Genomic DNA, 17,734 nt, shown 5'->3' on the forward strand with positions numbered 1-17,734 from the left:
GTTCCTAGGTATCCTTCGCGCGGCTGAAATCGGGATCGTGGCGGACGTGCGTCGGGCTCCCGGGCTCGCGAACCAACCTCCAGTTCGACCAGGATCGACTCTCCCGATCGCTGGCCGAGTCCCAGATCGCCTATGAACACGTCCCGCTTCTTGGTGGCCGTCGAGGGAAGGCGAACTCCGCGCCGCCCGAGCTGAACGGGGGATGGCGGAACCGCAGCTTCCACAACTATGCCGACTACGCCCTCTCCCCGGAGTTCCGGAAAGGGCTCGCCATCCTCATCGAGCTGGGCAGAGCCCGGAGGTGCGCCATGATGTGCTCAGAGGCGGTGTGGTGGCGATGCCATCGACGTAGCGTTGCCGACCACCTTCTCGCTCGCGAAGAGGACGTTTTCCATTTGATGCACGGAGGCCGAGTCGAAAGGGCAGTTCTCACCGTCAGGGCGGTCGTCCGTGAAGACGCGTCGGTGGTCTATCCTGCCAACTCCTCTGAATGCCGCGGAGATTGAACGCCCTTTTCAGCGGGAGGGACCGGTATGGTGCAGATAAATTGCACTCAAACCGCAATAACATTCGTTGGACGTATGCGGCGCTCACTCCATTTCAATGGGATGAACATCGCACATCGGTGGCAAAAATGTCCCGCAAGGGCAGCTCACTTTCGCGATCATGCTTCAAGCTTTCGCCTGCGCCGGGCGGCCGCATTGCCTCGCTGTCGCGACAAAGCTCCCTCGCGCGGCCGGGACGGCAATAGAGGATCAACGGGCATGCTGAACCAGAAGCCGAGCCTTGCGGCGGTAACGGAGGCGACAAGGGCGCCGCTTTTGCTTCGTGATGTCTGCAAGTTCACGGCCATGGCCGCCTTGCTTGCCATTTTCGTGGACGCTGTAATCGCGCACGCGATGCTCTGGGGGAACGACCCTTACTGGACCTACTGGGTCACGGACACGCTTCTGATGACCGCGGTTTTCGCCTTGGGCACTGCTTGGATCGGGGTCGGACTCGCCCGTGGAGTCTTGATCACTGCGATACACATACTGCTGCTCACCACCTACTACTGGTCTCTCTCGCCGATCGGGCTTCCGTCGCAGCCCGAGTGGCTCGACCTCGAACACACTTGGGTGACCGGTCTCCCGGTCCACTTTGCGGTTTACTATCTCGGCTATGTCATAGCCTTATGGATTTGGCGCCATCGACAGGCAAGAGGCACTGAGCCGGATTACTCGACGGCGCGCCAGGCAGCTGCCGGGGTGGGGGTGGCTGTCGCAGTCGTGATCGGAACCGGCCTGCTGCAGGCGCTCGTGCTCGCAGATTTCCCTGGGGTCACCTGGTTCGTCATGCGCATCGCCGTTGCTAGCGCCTTCACAATTGGCTGGTGGTCCGTCGCCGGAAGAGCAGTGGTAGGCGGCATTATGCTGGGGTTCCTGCTGGTCGCCTACGGGCACTTCCTTGGTCCCGTGGGATTGCCTAATTCCGAGTTCCGGCTCCTTACGGCGGACCCGCCGTCCGCAGAGGTCCATTGGCTCTCTTATCGACAGGAGTTCCTGGTTATTCTTCCGATGACGATTCTCCTTGCGATCGTTGGCTATCTCCTTGCTGCGTGGTCGCAAAGCGCAAGCGTGCGTTGGGGCCCCACGAGCGTCGCCGCGTTCACCGCTTCTACCTTGGCTCTCGCGGTGCTCGGCGGCGGGGTTGCGCTGTATACAGGACCGGAAGGAAAGACTGCCCTTGTTATGGCGGACGGTTCTGTGAGCATCGGAGAAGCGCAAGCGGACGGAGTCGACATGGCATCCGGCAGCGCGACGCTGCGGATGCGGGTAGCAGACAGGAATCCGCAAAGGACGCCGTTGCCGCCGCATGATCTTGTGGACATCAAGGCATCGGTGTCGGCTCCGGATGGGACAGCATACACGATCCGAGCAACCGAGCCGATGGTAGCCGAGCCGCGCGGACTTTTTACCACGTGGTATGGAGTCGGCTTCGACGTCTGGCATCACGGTAGAAGTGGAATCGGCTACGCCAGGCTTCCAGCGACGAAGTCAAACGTTGCGGTGTACGCGCTTGGGACAGTGGGAATGGGAGAGCAGGTCCTTGCTACCGGAGTGCCCATCCATGTGATGACTTCCTCCCGGGAGGGCGAGCACCTGGAGCTTCATGTCGGACAGACTGGGTTCCCGGTGCCGGGGATTCCAGGTGGCTACTTGCGCGTGACTTGGCCTGAATACCAAGGCGGCCATGATCAGGCACTGTCGTATGCCCGCTATGCTTGGGGTGGCGGGGTGCTGGTCATCCTACTTGGCTTCGCGATATCTGCGGCCCGCCGTGAACAAGGCCATGCATCAATAATGGAGGTCTGACAGATGACAACCTGTGGACACCGCACACCCGCCGAAGTCTTCGAGGACCACCTGAGACTCAGGCTGGGAGGCAAGCTTGAGGAAGATCTTCGCCGGAATTACTCGGAAGAGGTGCTTCTCCTGACGGTCAACTCCAATGCGAGGGGACATGACGCCATACGGATGTCGGCGGAGCGCTTGGGGCATCAATTGCCCGAGGCGCGATTCCAGGTCGCCGCCAAGCAGGTAACCGGCCAATATGCGCTGTTGGTCTGGTCCGCGAAGTCGGCGCGCTTCGATGCGGTCGAGGGTGCCGACAGCTTCGTGATCGAGGATGGCAAGATTGTCTTTCAGTCAATCCACTATGGTCTTACGTGGAGAGGCGGGGAGCTTGACGCCGGTGTGACAAAAGGATCGCCGACGCCTTAACGAGGCGGCGCGGGCTATAGGCGCGAAACCGTGCTGCCAACCTGATCGGCGAAGCAGCAGTTTCACCCAATTCGCTCCGGCTGAACTCAGAGTCGCACTCGGGGAAGGAGTCGGTTTCGCCCGGGCGCTTTGAACATACGGGCCGGGTCTTCTACGGCACTCTATCGCTTGCGACTATGCCGCCCTCGCTTTCCAGCCGTGCGATTCGTCTTCCTTCCGACCGGGTGAATTTCAGACGCACGCCAATGCCGCCACCGTTCTCTTCGATAAATACCGCGCCGAGCAACTCAAGCGCCGTTTGAAGGGCTGCTATTGAATCCGGATCCGGCTCTTCGAGCTTGCGCTCGAAAGCCTCGATAACAGCTTCGTCGACGCCGGAGCGCATGCTTAACTTGCCTCGTGTTACTTCGACGAGTGCGCGTCCCCGATTAAATTCCTTTGCGTGATGCCCGAAACGGTCGGACACTCGCTTAAACGAAGCCCCACCCGGCTCGAAGGACATGGTACGCGGCGGACAAGGCCAAGGTGCCGGCAGAGAATCCGAAGCTCGAGCTTCCAGGCGCAAAGGCCGATTCTCGACCAGATCACCAAGGGAGATGGAAAATGGCTGAAGGCCAGAACAGACCGGATCTCGTTAAGGGCATCGCGCTTGTCGATCTCCCCGATGGTGGCAAACTCGTCGGTCGATGCGGCGACGAACAGGTGCTGTTGGTGCGCTGCGGCAACGAGGTGTTCGCAGTCAGCGCCACCTGCACGCATTACGGCGGGCCGCTGGCCGATGGTTTGGTGGTCGACGACACCGTTCGTTGTCCATGGCATCACGCTTGCTTCGATTTGCGCACAGGCGAAGCTTTGCGTCCCCCGGCTTTCAGTCCGCTCGCGTGCTGGTCCGTGGAACAGCGGGATGGCAAGATATTCGTAGGCGAGAAACGCAAACGGGTGACACCGAAGCCGCATGATGAAGATCCCACCAGGGCTCCCGATAAAATCGTTATCGTCGGCGGCGGCGCGGCCGGTTTTGCCGCGGCCGAGAAATTGCGCCGCGAACGATATCAGGGCAGCATCGTCATGCTCAGCGACGACAAGGCGCCGCCCGTCGATAGGCCCAATCTGTCCAAGGACTATCTGGCCGGCAAGGCGCCGGAGGACTGGATTCCGCTGCGCGGGCAAAGCTTCTATTCGAAGAACGAGATCGACCTGCGTCTCGAGACGAATGCGGCCGGCATCGACGCCGATTCCGGCGAGGTCGTGCTCGCGGACGGAAGCAGGATTGCCTACGACAGGCTGCTGCTCGCAACGGGAGCCGAGCCGGTTCGCCTGACCATCCCGGGCGCCGACCAGCCGCATGTTCATACGCTGCGTTCACTCACCGATTGCCGAGCGATCATCGCCAGCGCCAAGACCGCGCGCCGCGCGGTCGTGCTGGGCGCCAGCTTCATCGGTCTCGAGGTCGCAGCGGCGCTTCGCGCCAGGGATCTCGAAGTTCACGTGGTGGCGCCCGACAAGCGGCCCATGGAACGGATACTTGGCCCGCAGATGGGCGATTTCATCCGCACCCTGCATGAGGAAAACGGCGTCGTCTTTCACTTGGAGAACAAGGCGAGCAGCATCGACGGCGAAACGGTGAGACTCGACGACGGCGGCGCGTTGACAGCGGATTTCGTCGTCGCCGGTATCGGCGTGCGTCCGCGGACGGCGCTTGCCGAAACGGCGGGTCTGAGCCTTGACCGTGGCGTGATCGTGAATGCCTTTCTCGAAACGAGCGTGCCGGGGATCTTCGCGGCTGGCGACATCGCCCGGTGGCCCGATCCGCACACTGGCGAGAACATCCGAGTCGAGCATTGGGTGGTTGCGGAGCGGCAGGGGCAGACTGCGGCGCTCAACATGCTTGGCCGGCGCGAGAAGTATGCCGGTGTACCATTCTTCTGGAGCCAGCATTACGATGTTTCGATCAACTATGTCGGCCATGCCGAGCATTGGGACATGGTCGAGATCGACGGCGACATTGCGGCCAGAGATTGCCTTCTCCGGTTCAAGCGCAATGGGCGAACACTGGCAGTCGCATCAATCTTCCGGGACATCGAAAGCCTCGAAGCCGAGGTACAGATGGAACGCCAAAGAGGGCGGGCTAGCGAAGGCCTCTCGGCCAACCAGCTCGCATAGAAGCGGAATCATGAATGTCGCGGTGATCGAAAGGAATAGCCTCATGGCCACAATGCAGCAGGAACCGAATACCACCAGCGGCGTGCGCTCGGTTACGCCCCCGCAGCGCTATTCGGCGATCGTCAAGTTCATCGACAAGGTCATGGACAGAGAGTCGAGCCCGACATCCGTGGAAATCTATGCGGTCGGTAACAACTGGTATTGCAATGTTCGCTGCGGGGACAAAACGACCCGCCCCATGGGGCCTTATAGCAAACAGCAGGCAGAGCGAATGCAGGATATCCGCAGGAGGCTGATTGCAAAGGGGGGCACTGCCCGTCTGATGTTCGACCAGAATGGAAGGGACCCACAAGCCTCGTAGCGCGTTGCAGTCAGCTGCGTGACCAGCGCTGCCTTGGGGGTATTTTTCAGCTGGGGAGCCCCACGCTCCCGCGCCGCAGTGTGCCGGCTTCTCCCGTCGACAGTTAGCCCGAGGGATCAGGGGCCATCCGTAGCGACAATCTTCCAATTGAGATTGCTTGATGGAGCGCGGCGGGCAAATGTCCACAAATCCGTCACGGCAACAATCCTGGTGGGGTCACCGGCGATAACTGTATTATCGGCCGCGTGCGTTGCCGTGACCAGTTCGCTGACGAAGCGCACGGTGATTTCCGCCAGATCCGCCTCGAGCCACGCGTCGGCAATGTCCAGTTCCCGAATGCGGACAAAACTGAGCGTGAGAACTTCGCCTTTCTCCCTGCGCTCGCCTATGGCGCCATGGAAAGCGGCAGCAACATCGGAGTCAAGCAGGCCATCCAACTTCGATATATCTCCCTTGGCATAGGCGTTCACGACGACTTCGTAGGCTTGTGATGCCCCGACAAGAAAAGTACTTTCGTCGAAATGTTCGTCCGCCGCGCGGATCCGTTCAAGCGGTTCGCCCGGCTGCACTGCTTTGGTCGACGGACTCTGCTGACCATTGTCGTCGGGACGGGGCGGAGCTATCTGCCGGACGGTCGCTCGGGATGACAGTCCATCCGGAGCTACGGCCTTGTCGTCGCCGGCCTCTTCGCGCCTCTCCGACGGCGGAGGCGGCAGCCATAGCCGAAGCATGATCACGTAGTATGCGGCAATCAGGACGTAGGACATGTAGGCGCTAAAATCGACAGTTTCGTTCATGTCGGTGCACTCCTGTTCTAGCCTTCGCAAAACGCAACGCCGGCTACCGAATGCGAGGTAGCGATTCGAACTGATGGAAGGGCGGAGGTGAAGACAGCGTCCATTCGAGCGTGGTCGCCCCTTCGCCCCAAGGATTGGCGCCGGCGATGCGTTTGCGGCCGAAGGCCTCTGCCACAGTGATGAAGAAGACGATGAGCCCGGCCGCGGAGATATAGGAGCCTATGGAGGAGACGAAATTCCAGCCTGCGAAAGCATCTGGATAGTCGGCGTAACGACGCGGCATGCCGGCCATGCCGAGGAAATGCTGGGGGAAGAACACGAGGTTCACGCCGACGAACATCAGCCAGAAATGCAACCTGCCCAGCGTTTCGCTGTACATGTAGCCGGTCATCTTCGGGAACCAATAGTAGAAGCCGGCGAAGATCGCGAAGGCGGCTCCTAGCGACAGCACGTAATGGAAATGCGCCACAACGTAGTAGGTGTCGTGCAGCATGCGGTCGACGCCCGGGTTGGCGAGGACCACGCCGGTAACGCCGCCAATGGTGAAGAGCAAGACGAAACCGAGTGCCCACAGCATCGGCGTCTTGAACACGATCGACCCGCCCCACATCGTCGCCAACCAGGAAAAGACCTTGACCCCGGTCGGCACCGCGATGACCATCGAGGCGAAGGCAAAATAGCGCTGCGTGTCGACTGACAGACCGGTCGTGTACATGTGATGCGCCCACACCACGAAGCCGATCGCGCCGATCGCTACCATCGCATAGGCCATGCCGAGATATCCGAAGATCGGCTTCTTCGCGAAGGTCGAAATGACATGGCTGATGATGCCGAAGCCGGGCAGGATCATGATGTAGACCTCCGGATGGCCAAAGAACCAGAATAGATGTTGATAGAGGATCGGATCGCCTCCTCCGGAGGGATTGAAAAACGTAGTACCGAAATTGCGGTCGGTGAGCAGCATCGTGATGGCGCCGGCGAGCACCGGTAGCGACAGAAGCAGCATGAACGCTGTGACCAGCATCGACCAGGCGAACAGCGGCATCTTGTGCAGCGTCATGCCGGGCGCGCGCATGTTGAAGATCGTGGTTATGAAGTTGATGGCGCCAAGGATGGACGAGGCTCCGGACAGGTGGATCGACAAGATGACGAGATCAACGGCGGGGCCTGGCTGGCCATCAGTTGAATAAGGCGGATAGAGCGTCCATCCGCCGCTATGACCGAACGAGCCGGAGGCGCCCGGCATGAATAGGGACAGGATGAACAGAAGGAGTGAACCGGCCAGAAGCCAGAACGAGATGTTGTTCATCCGCGGGAACGCCATGTCCGGGGCGCCGATCATGATCGGGACGAACCAGTTGCCGAAGCCGCCGATCAAAGCCGGCATGATGACGAAAAAGATCATCACCAATCCGTGCGAGCTGACGACGACATTGAAGAGATTGGGGTCGGCGAAAATCTGCAGACCAGGCTCCTGCAACTCGGCGCGCAACAGGACCGACAGTCCGGTGCCTAGGATCCCGGACAGAATGGACAGGACGAGATAGAGCGTCCCGATATCCTTGTGGTTGGTCGAAAACAGCCAGCGCTTAACGAACGGCGGTTTGTGATCCCTCGCGGTCCTGGTTGTATCCGACATTGTGTCCCGCCTTTCAGTTGCGGCAGCCCGGTGGTTGGAACGCGATAGCGTCCCACGGGCCGCGGTCGTGTTGCCCAGGCCTGCCCGCGTCCCCGATCAGTCCGTGACGATCACATCCATCGGGATGTCGTGGGACTGAGGGTAAATGGTCGGTATCCGGCTCTGGGCGTAGCTCACTCCGATGATCAACGGCTTGCGCTGCATGATGGCCAGCGTCCGGTCAAAGAAGCCGCCGCCATAGCCCAGGCGATAGTGGGCCTCGTCGAAACCGACGACCGGCGCGATGACGATGTCGGGCTGCACGGAGGGGCCTTGCGCCGGAACGAGAATGTTCCAGACGCCGCGTTCAAGCGGATCGCCCGGCATCCATATCCGGTATTCGAGTGGCCAACCTTTCTGGATAACGACGGGCAGAGCGATGCGTCCGCCTCGCTCGACGACTTGGGTGCCCCACTTACGCAAATCGGGTTCGCCCCGAAATGGCCAGTAGGTACCAACGATTCGCCCGCTATAATCGCTGATTGTCACATCGAGCATGCTGGCGATGCGGCTGGAACGGGCTTCCCGATCGTGCTGTGCCAACGCCAGCCGCTCGTCGAGAAGCCGTTTCCGCTCGGCTTTCCGCCATCTGAGGACATCGCTCCATGCGTACGAGCGCACTTCCTGGACGCGGTTTTCCGGCGAGAGTTCATGCATGAAGCACGGGGGAGATGCGTATTCCGCGTCAACTGCTGGTAAGTCGTCTTGCATGGCTCAGATCCGTTCTGTGCCAGCCTGCGCGTCGCGAGAATCGAAGGCAAACGGAATTAAATGCTTCATAAGTGCAAAAATTTTGCACTGAGCGGGCTGCCGATGTTGAACAGACGAGCTCGTGCATTCGGGCACGCGCCGAGGCGCACTATTCCGGGCTTTGTGTCTTGGTGGAAACTTAGAGGCCGAGGCAAACTGGAGCGCACTGCGCGGCTCAGGGAAGCTGTCCGTTGACGGCCGGAACGATGTCAGTCCTGGTTGTCCCCGACCAGCCGAGCCGCTAGCAGAGTGTTGATGACCAGTTCGCGGCCGCGCCGGCTGATGCCGATCCCATCGGGCCTTATGACGGCAAGGCCGAGACTCACCAACCGTGCGCCCATTTCCTCCGTGAGCCCGGGATAAGGTCCGCGATTCATCCGTTTCAGAGCCGTCTGTTCGGCTTCGGTGAGCTCATTCCATTCGACAGTGGGGGTTGCGGCCACAATCGCGTCATGTTCGGCGGCAGGCCGCTTCCGCAAACGAAACCCACGAGACTTTGTCAATGAAGATCACCCTCTGGCTCGGTCTCGTATGTGTTCGATCACGGTCGGTGTTGCCTCCATGTGTTTAGGCAGACAGGATGTGGGCAGGAACCTTTTCTTGCAAGCGCCATCTAACATCGATGTGGATGGACACGCAGGAGACCACCATGCAGCGAGCCGAAGCGAAAACAGCTACATTCGATGCGCGAAGCAGCGACATGCATCTCGTGTCCCTTGCCATCTCGAGGGACCGCCACGCGTTCCGCACCATCATGCAGAGGAACAACCAGCGGCTCTACCGCATCGCACGCGGCGTTGTCCGCGACGACTTCGAGGCCGAAGACGTGGTTCAGGAGGCTTATGTGCAGGCGTTCTCGCATCTGGAGGCGTTCAGGGGCGACTCCAGCCTCTCGACATGGCTGTCTCGGATCACAATCAACGAGGCCCTGGGCAGGCTCCGCAAAAAACGGCGCGCACCCGAAGCCAGTCTTGTGCCAGGTGGCACGACGGAAGCCGAGATCATCCGATTCCCTGGCAGTCCAGACGTCGAGGATCCTGAGCGGACGATGGCGCAACGCCAGATCCTGCGGCTCGTCGAGCAGGCGACGGATCGTCTCCCTCAGGGCTTCCGTAGTGTCTTTGTCGCCCGGGTAATCGAAGGCATGAGTGTCGAGGAGACGGCGGAACTGCTCGGGCTGCGTCCGCAGACCGTGAAGACGCGCCTTCATCGGGCGCGGGCCCTAGTGCGCAAGGAACTCCACGCAAAGATTGGGCCGATCCTGCTGGATGCTTTCCCGTTCGCCGGACGGCGCTGCGATCGGCTGACCTCGGCCGTGATGACGCGCCTCGGCTTCGTCTCGTGATTTTGCCGGGAACCCTTTCGCGCGAGTGACGTCCAATGGGCGTCGACTGAAGAGGCACCCCGCGTCTTTCGTCGCCGGAAAAGGAGATTCACATGTTTGGAAGATCACTCGCGGCGTTGGCCGCGCTTTGCCTCATCGGGGCTGCGCCCATTGCCCACGCGCAGGACAAGCCCACGGACCCGCAAATTGCTCACATCGCCTACACGGCAGGGGTCATCGACATCGAGGCGGCAAAACTCGCCGTCGAGAAGTCGAAGACAAAGGACGTCGTCGATTTCGCCAACGGCATGATCCGAGACCATGACACCGTGAACGTGCAGGCGCTGGACCTGGTCAAGAAGCTTAACGTCACGCCCGAGGACAACGCTACTAGCAAGGCCCTGACCGAAGCGGCGGCCAAGAAGCGCGGCGAACTCGCCGGCCTCGACGGTGCCGCCTTTGACAAGGCCTATGTCGACAATGAGGTGGCCTACCACGCCCAGGTGAACGAGGCGCTTGAGAAGTTGCTGATCCCCTCCGCTCAGAACGCGGAGCTGAAGGACTTGCTTGAGACCGGACTAAAGCTGTTCCAAGGTCATCAGGCACATGCCGAGCATGTGGCTGCTGGGTTGAAGAAATAGGGTGGCTCCCATGTTCATCGCGCGCTCCGCATGGCGCCTTGCCATTGCGTTGGTTCTGCCCCTGGGCGTTGCCCAGGGACAGGCCGAGACAATTCAGGTGGTCATCGACAAGCTGGTATTCGCGCCAGCGACCATCACCGCCAAAGTCGGCGATACGATTGAGTGGGTGAACAAGGATGCGATCGTCCATACCGCGACGGTGAAGGGCGCATGGGAGGTGATGATCCCCGCCAGGAAGACGGTGAGTCAGCGCCTCGACAACCCCGAGGCAGTGGACTTCTACTGCCGTTTCCATCCCAACATGAAGGGCAGCCTAACGGTTGAAGAGTAGCGGCGTGGCTGTCCGGCTCATGCGGCCGAGGTCTGAGCAGGCGGCGTGTATACAACGCATTGAAACATGATCAGTTCACTTCCGGGTGTCACATGATAAGCGTCACGCGTGAATACATCCCCTTCAGGTTGCCATCGTCCCGTGATAACCACCTTCATGCCGACCATGATGGTCTCGTTGCTCGCCAGGCGGTGGTCTCGACAGTGCTCCTGTCGATCTTCCGTGGAAAATTTTGCGACGTAATCCTTCCCAACCGCAAGGTCACCAACTTCGAGAAGAACGAAGTGATCTACAACGTTGGAGACAGAAGCCGCATGCTCTACTTTCTGCAGAGCGGCTTCGTCAAAGTGGGCACTATTACTTCGAGAGGCCATGAGGTGATTTACGACGTGCGGCAACAAGGCGATGTGGTCGGAGAGCTTTGCGTATCGGAGCCCGAGCGTCCGGATCGAGCCGTCGCCCTGGAGCGCGCAACCGCGGTGTCGGTCCCGTATCAGGAAATCAAGGACATCTTGATCGCCAAGCCGGAGTTGATGGGCACGTTGATCGATGTTTTTTGCCGCGCGTTAAAAGAAGCCTATGAGCGGATCAATACGTTGGCGACAGATGACACCGTTCATCGCCTCGCCAAGGTTCTGTCGGCTCTTGCTCACAAAATTGGTCGACAGTCGGGTTCATTGATTGAGATCCCAACGTACCTCACGCAAGAAGAAATCGCCCAGATGGCGGCCGCGCGGCGCGAGCGCATTTCGACGGCCCTCAATTTTCTGCGCCGGGAGGGAGCGGTGCACTACACGGTGCACGGCCACTTGATGATTGATCCAGTCAAGCTTGGGGCGGGCTTCGTCGACTGACGTGTTGCCGGTTCACAGCTGTTACAAAAGTAACTGACCGCGCGCGCCGCCTCTCCTAGGCTGGCGGATTGTATATCTGGCCGTCTTCTGCAGGAAACAGGGCCGTCGGCGAATGTCATTATGGAACGACATTACCGAATTCGAGAGGGTGTCATGAAACGGAAGGCTTTGGTCGTCGGCTCCGTCACGGGGATAGGGCTGGGTTGGGCAGCATTCACCGTCGTTGCTCAGCAGGGTGACAATGATTTTGACGCCGTGGCCGCGCTGCACGCGCAGACGATGCTCGAAGAGGGAAAGAAGACCTTCCGCTACGACACGTTTGGCAGCGAGGCATTCTGGGGTGATGCGCTCCAATTGCACAAGGCCATCGCCGGCGAGAAGAACGGCGGCGTAGGCCCCGGCGTTTCGCCGAAGACCGCGCTCTCCGTCGGACTGAAAGTGGACGCCGACGCGCTGCCAGCGACTTTGAAAGACCAGATCGCTGCAGGTGACGTTGATCTCGACGATCCGGCGACCACGATCGCCCTTCTCAATTTGAACGCCGTCGTCGGTGTCACCGCCTTCGCCAATCCCGACGGGAGCGTCAAGTCGATAGGCATCCAGTGCGCGTTCTGTCATTCGACTGTCGACGACTCTTTTGCGCCGGGCATCGGCAAGCGACTCGACGGCTGGCCAAATCGAGATCTGAACATCGGCGCGATTGTCTCGCTGGCCCCCAACCTTACGCCGTTCACCGATCTGCTGGGCGTCGACGTCGAAACCGTGAAGAAAGTGCTCGCGAGTTGGGGGCCTGGTCGCTACGACGCGGAGCTCAACAAGGATGGCAAGGCCTTCCGTCCCGACGGGAAGCAGACGGGAACATTGCTCCCGCCAGCTTTTGGCCTCGCCGGCGTCAACCTCGCCACCTGGACCGGATTTGGATCGGTCACCTACTGGAACGCTTATGTCGGGGTGACCCAGATGCACGGTTTGGGAACGTTCTTCGACCCCCGCTTCGACAATGCGGAACAATATCCGGTTTCGGCCAAGAGCGGCGCGGGAAACACGCGAGACAAGCCGGACACGGTCACCCCTAAATTGGCCGCACTGCACTTCTACCAGCTCTCGCTCCCCGCGCCGAAAGCGCCGGCCGGGTCCTATGACGAGGCTGCATTCGAACGAGGCAAGGCGATCTTCAACAGTGTTGGATGCGCCACCTGCCATGTGCCGCCTCTCTTCACCGAGCCGGGACATAATTTGCATACCCCGGAAGAGATGGGTATCGACGCTTTCCAAGCTGACCGCTCGCCGACCCACATGTACCGCACGGCTCCACTGGCAGGGTTGTGGGCGCATCAGAAGGGTGGGTTCTTCCACGATGGACGGTTCGCGACCCTGCTTGACGTGGTGAACCACTACGATGGGCATTTCAAGCTGAAGCTGACCGACGCGGACAAGAACGATCTGGTCGAATACCTCAAGGGAATCTGAGCCCGACGTGCCCAGCAGTGGCCGATCATCGGCGCGGCGGCGTCGATGACAAGGGCTCGCCGAACCCGAAGCGGTAGTTCCGCTTTCAGGCACCAAGCACTAGATTTTCACAAGGTGATGGTGGTTGCGTGGCCGGTGAGCCTAGCGGCGAGAAGAGACACGATGGCGATGCTTCCTCCCGATTTGTACCCCCTGCACGACAGTCTGCAGAACCTGCGAAAGCCGTCCTCGTCCGACAGCAGCAACGCTTTCAACTCCGAACCGCGTAACCTATTCTCTCGCTTGGTCATGGCACTCCCCTTCTACCGGAATCGGTGATCGCACCGTCACCAGCGTGCCATGGCCGCCACTCGCTTCAGAGCCAGTGCCGGCCTCTCTTCAGAGGTTTTTGCAGAACCTTCAAGGACACTATCCCAAATCGCACAGCCTCGCGGTCACTGGACACGCGGTCAGTCAAATCCCTTCGCAAACGGCAACGACAATTGCAGCCAACCCCCAGTGAATCCTGCCTTGCGCAGACCCTCGACAATGAGCGGGCATTTCTTCATCAACTCCCAAAGAAATCCCGTGCGGTGGTTCTCGATCATCAACACGATCGGTCCTTGATCGAGTCCGTAATAACCTTTTGAGATCCAACCCGGCTCGCTTTGATGCCCTGATTCGAAGGTTGGATTAAAGCTGCACTTGAAGCCATACTCACTGGTCACTTCGGGGTATACTTCGTTAAAGTGCCGCAACGCTGGCAAGACAATCTCGGGGGCGAAAGGTAGCGATGCAATCGCGGCCCAGGGCGCGATGGTGCCATCGTCCGGACCAAATGGGATGCCGCGCGCCGTGTAGGCGAAAAAGTGACGCTCAACGCCCTCGATCTTCACACAGGTTGGACCAGGACCATCACTCGCGCTAATGCCCCAGCAATGCTCGTTGTACCCTTTGTAGTCCAATGGATTATGGATCGCGTATTGCTGTTGCGCGTAAGTTGCACGGCGGCTGTTCTCGAAATAATCAATCCCCTTCTCACGCATGAATTCGTCCTGAATGCCGCGAAAGTCGATCCACATGTGTGAGAGCTGATGAATGAATAATGGGCCGGCATAGAGAAACTCCAAGCCATAGAGATTCTTCCAGCAGTAAGTGCGAGTTTGCGCCTTGTAGCTCTCCGCAGGAATTGCATGGAGTGGCGAAGCCAGTGCCAACACGTAAAGTATCAGGGCTTCGTTGTAGCCCTCCCACCGATACGGCAGAAACCCGCACTCCGGCTTCCAACCCATCGATACGGTTTCTCCACCGTCAAGCGCCCACTGCCAATCGGCCCGCGCGTAAAGTTCTTGAGCTAGAGAACGCAATTCGCGCTCTTCGGGCGCATCTCCATTAAAGTACGCAGCGGCGGCCAACATGCCAGTGAGCAGAAATGTCGAATCAATCGTCGACAACTCCGACTCCCAAGCGCGACGGCCGGTGTCCATGTATAGAAAGTGGTAATAGAAGCCTTTGTAACCCGTCGCATCCGCGTCCTCGCTCTGCTCACTGTCTCTAAAGAATCGAAGTGTCGTGAGTGTGCGCTCGATAGCTTCGGCGCGTGTGATAAAGCCGCGCTCGACGCCGATGGTGTAGGCCGTTAATGCAAACCCTATTGCGGCAATGCTCGCATGCGACCCCGTGCGCGTGTTGTCGGGGACCATTCCATTGGCGCGATTGCTCTCTTTCAGGAAATATTCGATCGTGTCACGCTGGAGTCTATCCAACGTTTCCTCACTCTGACTCATGCGGCCTCCTGGGTCGCGGAATTTCAGTCTCGATATGGGACTTGGCGATCACGCTCACTGAGGGAAGAGTATCGTATTTTCCCTTGGGCTTCACGCCCGTCTTGCAACCGGCTTCGAGGGTGCGATGAACCGGACTACTTTCTGCAATTTCGGCAATCCTTCACCCTAATGGTCGCTGCGGTGGCTCCGATCGCCGGCGCTTCGCATATCGCGCTTTCCGCGGGGGATCATTCAGGACCGAAATCCTCGCGTCCTCATTCGCACGCCTTCCACCTCGAAGCAGGGGGCGATGACAAGCGCCGTTTCTGCGACCGTGCCGCCAACGGTACTCAGAATCTCGCCAAACACCTGCTCAGCGACAGAGGTTCGCATCCTTTCTCTGATTTTCCGGGACAATCCGGCGATCTGGGCATAATTCGCAGCCAGTATATGGGACAGCTCGAGAGTGAGGTCGCGGCAAGCCGGGTGAAGCCCGCCGCGCGGATGCGACTGGACAGTTGGTCGGATCGCGCTTGAGTCTTCCTGTGCCTGCGGAGGAAACACTGTGATGTTGTGTGCGGTCTGATTCAAGGTCAGCAAAGGCACGAGCCTCCTGTTGGGGAACGGGAAGAATTGACCCCGATGCGGACCTCCCTGCCATCTCATGAAGGTCTGCATGGGGCGACAGACAAGGCAACTTAGCCACAAATTTGAGGCGCGGTCATGAACGTCCGGTGGTAGTAAGCTGACGGTGCGCCTGCGGACGTCCAGAAGCAGCGAGCGCCAAGCGTCCAGCCACAAAGTTCCTGACCTGCAGAACGGCCTGTTCGCTCGAAATACCGCTCTTCTGCAGTTCGAGGCGCAGCCACAGTCCATCGATCAGCGCCGTAGTCCAGCGGGAAGGGGAGGTGGTGCTTCTCGTCGCCCACGAGCTGACCGATCTGTCGGCCGAGCTGGCGAGCGTGGGAAATCGCGACACACCGTTTCCCCTGCCATACGGTCGCGGTGACGAAGCCTATCACGGCGCGCCGAGTGTCGATCCGCGGAGCCTGCCGAAGAGCCGAAATATCGTCGATTGATACGAGCACATCGACCGGATCAAGGTGAAGACGCGAGATTTCCGATAGAAGCGGCAGCGGATATACCGTCATCATGTGGTAGTCTGGCCCGCATGAGGACGCTTTATCTCAATTGGCGCGGAAGACGGTGAATCCCACAAAGCCGAATAAAACGCATCCGCCGAAATGGATCGAGCCTCAGTTGACGCGCCTCGTCGACGAAGCGCCCGACGGCCCCGGTTGGGTTCATGAGATCAAGTACGACGGATATCGCATGCACGCGCGGATCGACGGCAGCGACATCCGCTTGCTCACCCGCACCGGCCTTGATTGGTCGCATCGCTATCAAGCGACGATAGCGGCCCTCCGCGCGCTCCCGGTGAAAGAGGCATATGTCGACGGGGAGCTGTGCGCCGTTCGGGCAGACGGCGTCACCTCCTTCAGCCGCCTGCAGGCCGCTATGGACGAGGGCCGCACAGGCGATCTTGCCTTCTTTGCTTTCGATCTTCTGTTCCTGAACGGAGAAAGCATTGCGAAGCTGCCGCTCATCGACCGCAAAGCGCGACTGGAAGGCCTGTTTTCGACCGACATCCCCGGCCTGCGCTTCAGCGATCACGTGATCGGCGACGGGCCTGTGTTCCGCAAGCACGCCTGCAGGCTTGCACTCGAGGGCGCTATCTCAAAGCGCATCGACAGCGCCTATGCATCCGGCAATCGCGGCCTATGGGTCAAGTCAAAGTGTCTCAACAGAGAGGAATTCATCGTCGTCGGCTGGACCGATCCGACTGGAAGCCGCCCGCATATCGGCTCGCTGCTTCTGGGCTACTACACCGATGATGGTCGTCTGATGTACGCGGGCCGCGCCGGCACGGGCATCACGGTTGCAGAGCTCAAGCGATTGGCTCGCCGGCTTGGGCCACTTCAGACAGCTCGAATGCCCCTCGCCGTTCCGCCGCCGCGCGAGAGCCGGTTCGGCTCGCCGCTTGAGCTGTCGCGCGTGCATTGGGTCAGGCCTGAAGTAGTGGTCGAGGTCACCTATCTCACCTGGACCGAAGACAATCTCCTGCGCCAGGTCTCGTACCAAGGCGAGCGTCAGGACAAGCCAGCCCGGCAGGTGGTGCGCTCCCCGCCCCATCCCTGATCGATATCGGGCGGCCGTTTCGTTTCAAGTTACCCGACTTGCTCCTACCTGCAGTGTGCCGGGGGGAAGGGCCTTGATCAGCGACTTCGCCGACACCGAAGGGTCGAGCCAATCCGCCCACGCGCTGCGATCGAGGATAACAATCTGCCTGTCATGATAGGGCGCGATATCGGGCCCAGGCTCCATCGTCAGCATGGTGAAGGCTTCGCCGACCTCCGGCGTGTCACGCCAGATTCCAGCAATGCAGAAGATCGGCTCGTCCTTCTTTGTGAAGAGCCACTTGTCTTTTCGCTTCTTCTTGGGGTCTATCGGATCGGTGAACTCGTAGAAGCCGTCCGCGACGATGAGGCACCGGTTCGACGCGAACTCCCGGCCCTCCGAACGGAAATTATAGACGGGCCGCTTGTTCGGTCCGGGCCAGCTCCAGCGCCGTTGCACCATGTCGCCTTCGCCTCGGACGCCCTCGATAGTCCTGATGATCGGCGCCACGTCCGTGATCTTGATGTCCTCGCGCGCCTCGATGTTCGGCGCACCTTCTCCGAAGCGGATCTTGATCTTCAGGTCAGCGAAGTCCTCCACGATCGAAGCGACATCCACCGTCAATCGATAATCATTGCACATCGGTCCTCCGTCCATCCTCCGTCCGATCGCATTGCACC

The 17,734-nt window shown here is 60.0% G+C and carries 21 protein-coding genes; 13 read left to right on the forward strand and 8 right to left on the reverse strand.

Features of this window, described 5'->3' with window-relative positions; genetic code table 11:
• Positions 1–110 precede the first annotated feature (110 nt).
• The 3 genes from AC0L25_RS20370 (at position 111) to AC0L25_RS20380 (ending at position 2,762) form a co-directional block, all read left to right on the forward strand.
• Positions 111–506 carry a DUF488 domain-containing protein gene (locus AC0L25_RS20370; protein WP_473597202.1) on the forward strand — a complete coding sequence of 132 codons (396 nt, stop codon included), beginning with the start codon at positions 111–113 and terminating at the stop codon, positions 504–506.
• 258 nt (positions 507–764) lie between these two features.
• A complete protein-coding gene (locus AC0L25_RS20375) occupies positions 765–2,354 on the forward strand; it encodes a hypothetical protein (RefSeq protein ID WP_473597169.1) in 1,590 nt (529 codons plus the stop codon).
• A 3-nt stretch (positions 2,355–2,357) separates the two neighbouring features.
• Complete coding sequence (locus tag AC0L25_RS20380) at positions 2,358–2,762, forward strand: nuclear transport factor 2 family protein (RefSeq protein ID WP_473597170.1); 405 nt, start codon at positions 2,358–2,360, stop codon at positions 2,760–2,762.
• A gap of 151 nt (positions 2,763–2,913) precedes the next feature.
• Here AC0L25_RS20380 and AC0L25_RS20385 read toward each other — a convergent pair whose 3' ends face one another.
• Positions 2,914–3,264 (reverse strand): XRE family transcriptional regulator, encoded by a 351-nt coding sequence (locus AC0L25_RS20385; RefSeq protein ID WP_473597171.1) that lies wholly within the window; start codon positions 3,262–3,264, stop codon positions 2,914–2,916.
• Positions 3,265–3,365: 101 nt separating this feature from the next.
• Here AC0L25_RS20385 and AC0L25_RS20390 point away from each other — a divergent pair, with 101 nt between their 5' ends.
• Positions 3,366–4,925 (forward strand): FAD-dependent oxidoreductase, encoded by a 1,560-nt coding sequence (locus AC0L25_RS20390; protein WP_473597172.1) that lies wholly within the window; start codon positions 3,366–3,368, stop codon positions 4,923–4,925.
• A gap of 10 nt (positions 4,926–4,935) precedes the next feature.
• Positions 4,936–5,286, forward strand: a complete 351-nt coding sequence (locus tag AC0L25_RS20395) for a hypothetical protein (protein WP_473597173.1) — start codon at positions 4,936–4,938, stop codon at positions 5,284–5,286.
• A 116-nt stretch (positions 5,287–5,402) separates the two neighbouring features.
• Here AC0L25_RS20395 and AC0L25_RS20400 read toward each other — a convergent pair whose 3' ends face one another.
• From AC0L25_RS20400 to AC0L25_RS20415, 4 genes are all read right to left on the reverse strand, one after another.
• Positions 5,403–6,083, reverse strand: coding sequence for a Tim44/TimA family putative adaptor protein (locus AC0L25_RS20400; protein WP_473597174.1), 681 nt, complete (start codon positions 6,081–6,083; stop codon positions 5,403–5,405).
• A gap of 43 nt (positions 6,084–6,126) precedes the next feature.
• The gene (gene ctaD / locus AC0L25_RS20405) at positions 6,127–7,722 is read right to left on the reverse strand and encodes a cytochrome c oxidase subunit I (protein WP_473597175.1); all 1,596 of its coding nucleotides are present in this window, start codon (positions 7,720–7,722) and stop codon (positions 6,127–6,129) included.
• 96 nt (positions 7,723–7,818) lie between these two features.
• Positions 7,819–8,472, reverse strand: coding sequence for a 5-formyltetrahydrofolate cyclo-ligase (locus AC0L25_RS20410; protein ID WP_473597176.1), 654 nt, complete (start codon positions 8,470–8,472; stop codon positions 7,819–7,821).
• 248 nt (positions 8,473–8,720) lie between these two features.
• Positions 8,721–8,954 carry a hypothetical protein gene (locus AC0L25_RS20415; RefSeq protein WP_473584324.1) on the reverse strand — a complete coding sequence of 78 codons (234 nt, stop codon included), beginning with the start codon at positions 8,952–8,954 and terminating at the stop codon, positions 8,721–8,723.
• Between the two features lie 206 nt (positions 8,955–9,160).
• On the opposite strand from AC0L25_RS20415, the gene AC0L25_RS20420 reads away from it, so the two are divergent.
• The 5 genes from AC0L25_RS20420 to AC0L25_RS20440 all read left to right on the forward strand — a co-directional run bounded on the left by AC0L25_RS20420 (position 9,161) and on the right by AC0L25_RS20440 (position 13,131).
• Positions 9,161–9,856, forward strand: coding sequence for an RNA polymerase sigma factor (locus tag AC0L25_RS20420; protein ID WP_473493044.1), 696 nt, complete (start codon positions 9,161–9,163; stop codon positions 9,854–9,856).
• Positions 9,857–9,948: 92 nt separating this feature from the next.
• Positions 9,949–10,476, forward strand: a complete 528-nt coding sequence (locus AC0L25_RS20425; protein WP_473597177.1) for a DUF4142 domain-containing protein — start codon at positions 9,949–9,951, stop codon at positions 10,474–10,476.
• Between the two features lie 10 nt (positions 10,477–10,486).
• Positions 10,487–10,807 (forward strand): cupredoxin domain-containing protein, encoded by a 321-nt coding sequence (locus tag AC0L25_RS20430; protein ID WP_473597178.1) that lies wholly within the window; start codon positions 10,487–10,489, stop codon positions 10,805–10,807.
• Between the two features lie 92 nt (positions 10,808–10,899).
• Complete coding sequence (locus AC0L25_RS20435; protein WP_473597179.1) at positions 10,900–11,661, forward strand: Crp/Fnr family transcriptional regulator; 762 nt, start codon at positions 10,900–10,902, stop codon at positions 11,659–11,661.
• A 153-nt stretch (positions 11,662–11,814) separates the two neighbouring features.
• Positions 11,815–13,131: a hypothetical protein gene (locus AC0L25_RS20440; RefSeq protein WP_473597180.1), complete on the forward strand. Its 1,317-nt coding sequence runs from the start codon at positions 11,815–11,817 to the stop codon at positions 13,129–13,131.
• 107 nt (positions 13,132–13,238) lie between these two features.
• Here AC0L25_RS20440 and AC0L25_RS20445 read toward each other — a convergent pair whose 3' ends face one another.
• Both AC0L25_RS20445 and AC0L25_RS20450 read right to left on the reverse strand, forming a co-directional pair.
• Positions 13,239–13,421 (reverse strand): hypothetical protein, encoded by a 183-nt coding sequence (locus AC0L25_RS20445; protein WP_473597181.1) that lies wholly within the window; start codon positions 13,419–13,421, stop codon positions 13,239–13,241.
• 159 nt (positions 13,422–13,580) lie between these two features.
• Positions 13,581–14,897, reverse strand: a complete 1,317-nt coding sequence (locus tag AC0L25_RS20450; protein ID WP_473597182.1) for a glucoamylase family protein — start codon at positions 14,895–14,897, stop codon at positions 13,581–13,583.
• A gap of 168 nt (positions 14,898–15,065) precedes the next feature.
• Between AC0L25_RS20450 and AC0L25_RS20455 the strand changes: the two genes are divergently transcribed.
• The 3 genes from AC0L25_RS20455 to ligD all read left to right on the forward strand — a co-directional run bounded on the left by AC0L25_RS20455 (position 15,066) and on the right by ligD (position 17,075).
• Positions 15,066–15,413 carry a hypothetical protein gene (locus AC0L25_RS20455; RefSeq protein ID WP_473597183.1) on the forward strand — a complete coding sequence of 116 codons (348 nt, stop codon included), beginning with the start codon at positions 15,066–15,068 and terminating at the stop codon, positions 15,411–15,413.
• Between the two features lie 371 nt (positions 15,414–15,784).
• Entirely contained in the window at positions 15,785–15,955 is a 171-nt protein-coding gene (locus AC0L25_RS20460; RefSeq protein ID WP_473597184.1) for a hypothetical protein, read from the forward strand.
• 181 nt (positions 15,956–16,136) lie between these two features.
• A complete protein-coding gene (ligD, locus tag AC0L25_RS20465) occupies positions 16,137–17,075 on the forward strand; it encodes a non-homologous end-joining DNA ligase (RefSeq protein WP_473597185.1) in 939 nt (312 codons plus the stop codon).
• A gap of 24 nt (positions 17,076–17,099) precedes the next feature.
• On the opposite strand, the gene AC0L25_RS20470 is transcribed toward ligD, so the two are convergent.
• Complete coding sequence (locus AC0L25_RS20470) at positions 17,100–17,696, reverse strand: SOS response-associated peptidase (RefSeq protein ID WP_473597186.1); 597 nt, start codon at positions 17,694–17,696, stop codon at positions 17,100–17,102.
• Positions 17,697–17,734 lie beyond the last annotated feature (38 nt).

Source organism: Mesorhizobium sp. WSM4813 (genome assembly GCF_055811555.1).

What these genes read in the sequence shown, in the direction of transcription:
- AC0L25_RS20435 (WP_473597179.1), top strand. Translation starts at nt 10,900, where the DNA reads ATGATAAGCGTCACGCGTGAATACATCCCCTTCAGGTTGCCATCGTCC.
- AC0L25_RS20455 (WP_473597183.1), top strand. Translation starts at nt 15,066, where the DNA reads ATGGTCGCTGCGGTGGCTCCGATCGCCGGCGCTTCGCATATCGCGCTT.
- AC0L25_RS20410 (WP_473597176.1), bottom strand. Translation starts at nt 8,472, where the DNA reads ATGCAAGACGACTTACCAGCAGTTGACGCGGAATACGCATCTCCCCCG.
- AC0L25_RS20375 (WP_473597169.1), top strand. Translation starts at nt 765, where the DNA reads ATGCTGAACCAGAAGCCGAGCCTTGCGGCGGTAACGGAGGCGACAAGG.
- AC0L25_RS20420 (WP_473493044.1), top strand. Translation starts at nt 9,161, where the DNA reads ATGCAGCGAGCCGAAGCGAAAACAGCTACATTCGATGCGCGAAGCAGC.
- AC0L25_RS20385 (WP_473597171.1), bottom strand. Translation starts at nt 3,264, where the DNA reads ATGTCCTTCGAGCCGGGTGGGGCTTCGTTTAAGCGAGTGTCCGACCGT.
- AC0L25_RS20395 (WP_473597173.1), top strand. Translation starts at nt 4,936, where the DNA reads ATGAATGTCGCGGTGATCGAAAGGAATAGCCTCATGGCCACAATGCAG.
- ctaD (WP_473597175.1), bottom strand. Translation starts at nt 7,722, where the DNA reads ATGTCGGATACAACCAGGACCGCGAGGGATCACAAACCGCCGTTCGTT.
- AC0L25_RS20400 (WP_473597174.1), bottom strand. Translation starts at nt 6,083, where the DNA reads ATGAACGAAACTGTCGATTTTAGCGCCTACATGTCCTACGTCCTGATT.
- AC0L25_RS20430 (WP_473597178.1), top strand. Translation starts at nt 10,487, where the DNA reads ATGTTCATCGCGCGCTCCGCATGGCGCCTTGCCATTGCGTTGGTTCTG.
- AC0L25_RS20390 (WP_473597172.1), top strand. Translation starts at nt 3,366, where the DNA reads ATGGCTGAAGGCCAGAACAGACCGGATCTCGTTAAGGGCATCGCGCTT.
- AC0L25_RS20380 (WP_473597170.1), top strand. Translation starts at nt 2,358, where the DNA reads ATGACAACCTGTGGACACCGCACACCCGCCGAAGTCTTCGAGGACCAC.
- AC0L25_RS20425 (WP_473597177.1), top strand. Translation starts at nt 9,949, where the DNA reads ATGTTTGGAAGATCACTCGCGGCGTTGGCCGCGCTTTGCCTCATCGGG.
- AC0L25_RS20440 (WP_473597180.1), top strand. Translation starts at nt 11,815, where the DNA reads ATGAAACGGAAGGCTTTGGTCGTCGGCTCCGTCACGGGGATAGGGCTG.
- AC0L25_RS20445 (WP_473597181.1), bottom strand. Translation starts at nt 13,421, where the DNA reads ATGACCAAGCGAGAGAATAGGTTACGCGGTTCGGAGTTGAAAGCGTTG.
- AC0L25_RS20470 (WP_473597186.1), bottom strand. Translation starts at nt 17,696, where the DNA reads ATGTGCAATGATTATCGATTGACGGTGGATGTCGCTTCGATCGTGGAG.
- AC0L25_RS20450 (WP_473597182.1), bottom strand. Translation starts at nt 14,897, where the DNA reads ATGAGTCAGAGTGAGGAAACGTTGGATAGACTCCAGCGTGACACGATC.